This is a genomic window from Synechococcus sp. OH2, assembly GCF_047462155.1.
GTDB lineage: Bacteria > Cyanobacteriota > Cyanobacteriia > Thermostichales > Thermostichaceae > Thermostichus.
This window is the reverse complement of record NZ_JANSIR010000095.1, coordinates 132,978-135,142: the sequence shown is the minus strand read 5'-3', so window position 1 is coordinate 135,142 and position 2,165 is coordinate 132,978. Positions and strand designations below refer to the sequence as shown.

Here is a 2,165-nt window from a genome sequence, read left to right as displayed (position 1 = left end):
GAGCAGGAGACGGCCCGCCTGCGGCAGTTGCAACGGCAGCTGGCCCAGTTGCTGGCCTCTGTGCCGGGTTTGCGGCTGACCGGCCCCTCGGATCTGGAGCAACGCCTGCCCCACCACCTCAGCTACTGCACTGCCGCGATCCCGGGGCACGTGCTGGTGAGGGAGATGAGCCGCCAGGGAATCGCCATCAGCGCCGGCTCTGCCTGTAGCAGCGGCCAGCGGATCCCCAGCCGCATCCTTTTGGCCATGGGCTATTCCGAGGCCGAGGCCCTGGGATCTATCCGCCTCAGCCTGGGCAAGGCCACCACCCAAGCCGCGGTTGAGCAGGTGGCCCGCTCCCTGCAGGCTCTCCTCCGCTCTGCTGCTGGATCCCTTGAGGGTCAGGCAACCCAACCCCTGCCGTCAGCGCCTGCCGCTGAATTGGCGGCTGGGTTAAGGTGATAGAGAGTTACAGGGCTGGTCGTCATGGCTGAGATGAGTCCGTATCAGGTCTTAGGGGTCAGCGAAGAAGCCTCCTTTGAGGAGATCCAATCGGCACGGGCACGGCTCCTGGCCAGCTTGGGTGCGGATGAACAGCAGCAGGAGCGGGTGGAACAAGCCTACGATGCCATCCTGATGCAGCGCCTGCGCCTGCGCAAGGAGGGCAAGATCGCTGTCCCCGACCGCATTCGCTATGCTGAACAACGGGCTGCCCGTCTGGAGACGGAACTGAGTTTGCCCCGTCCTGCTGCCCAAAATCCCCCTTGGATTAGCCGTTGGCTAGATAGCCCTTCTGCCCCGGATGTGCTCTGGCCCGCCGTGTTGCTGGGAGGACTGGTGGGTTGGGTTGTCTTGGCCCCTGATGAGTATCCCTCCCTGCAACTGGCGCTGGGGCTGATGACCTGCATCTATTTCCTGTACCGCAAGGAGCGCCGCTTCCTTCGCGCTTTGCTCTTGGCGCTGGCAGGACTGAGCCTAGGACTGATGTTGGCCTACGGCATTGCCCTTCCCCTTACCGGCGGCGATGCCCCTGGTGCCCTGTTGGTGGGGATCACGTTTGGGGTGATGTGGCTGATAACCAGCTTTTTGCGCTAGTTGGGGAGCTTCAGGTATACATTTGTGCTGCCTGTTCATTCAAGTCGTCCCAAGCCGGCTTGAGATACAGCCACTTCAAACAGAAACGAAACGGTTCGTTACGTCGTTCCCTAACTCCCCTCTCCCTGAGGGAGAGGGGTTGGGGGTGAGGGTCTGGTTTGATTGAAGCAGGCAGGGATCCGTCAAGGTCTTATCTGCCGAAGCGCCGCTGCCGCGACTGATAGCTGAGCAAGGCTTGGTGAAAGGCGGCGCGGTCGAAGTCCGGCCAGAGGATGGGGGTGAAGTACTGCTCGGTGTAGGCCATCTGCCAGAGCAGGAAGTTGCTGATGCGCATCTCGCCGCTGGTGCGGATCAACAGGTCGGGATCGGAGAGGCCAGTGGTGTAGAGAAATTGGGAGAAGAGGGCTTCGTCGATCTGATCCGGTTGCAAAAGCCCCTGCTGCACCAGGGTGGCAATCGAGCGACAAGCCTGCAGGATCTCCTGTCTGCCGCCGTAGTTGAGGGCCACCGTCAGACAAATGCCCTCGTTGTGCTGGGTGCGTTCCACCGCATGCAGGATCGTGTCCTGCAAAGACTGGGGCAGGGCCGACAACTGGCCGGCAAACTGGATGCGCACCCCCTGCTGCACCATTTCCGCCAGTTCCTGCCACAGCACCTGCTCGAACAAGGTCATGAGAAAATCCACCTCCTCGCGGGCGCGGCCCCAGTTCTCCGTGGAGAAGGCGTAGGCGGTGAGGAGAGGGATCCCCCAATCGTGACAGCAGCGGAGCAACTCCTTCAAAGCCGCTACCCCGCGCTGATGCCCGACACTGCGGGGCAAGCCTCGCTTTTGCGCCCACCGCCCGTTGCCATCCATGACCACTGCCACATGGCGGGGCAACAACTGCGGATCCAGGTCGGCAGGCAACTGCAGAAGATGGGCAGGAGAAAGGGTCATGCGGATCAGTCTTTGGGAAGGGTTTTCTCAGGTTTGCGAGGGAATTTGGCTAGATCTGGCAGGGATCCCCACCAGCGCAACGGTCCATTGCGAATCCACGGGTGGGCCCACAATCCCTGCAGGGGAGCATCCCGTTTTTTGGCTTCACGCGGAT

General features: G+C 61.9%; 3 protein-coding genes. 2 read left to right on the top strand and 1 reads right to left on the bottom strand.

Features of this window, described 5'->3' with window-relative positions:
• Positions 1-441: aminotransferase class V-fold PLP-dependent enzyme (locus tag NW835_RS09120; protein WP_414415110.1), on the top strand; the 441-nt coding region annotated here is incomplete at its 5' end.
• Positions 442-474: 33 nt separating this feature from the next.
• Positions 475-1,074: a CPP1-like family protein gene (locus NW835_RS09115; protein ID WP_414364806.1), complete on the top strand. Its 600-nt coding sequence runs from the start codon at positions 475-477 to the stop codon at positions 1,072-1,074.
• 190 nt (positions 1,075-1,264) lie between these two features.
• Here NW835_RS09115 and NW835_RS09110 read toward each other — a convergent pair whose 3' ends face one another.
• On the bottom strand, positions 1,265-2,011 hold the full coding sequence (locus NW835_RS09110) for an isoprenyl transferase (RefSeq protein ID WP_414364804.1): 747 nt from the start codon (positions 2,009-2,011) through the stop codon (positions 1,265-1,267).
• Between the last annotated feature and the right edge of the window lie 154 nt (positions 2,012-2,165).

Coding starts and splice junctions, on each gene's coding strand:
- NW835_RS09115 (WP_414364806.1), top strand. CDS start 475: ATGAGTCCGTATCAGGTCTTAGGGGTCAGCGAAGAAGCCTCCTTTGAG.
- NW835_RS09110 (WP_414364804.1), bottom strand. CDS start 2,011: ATGACCCTTTCTCCTGCCCATCTTCTGCAGTTGCCTGCCGACCTGGAT.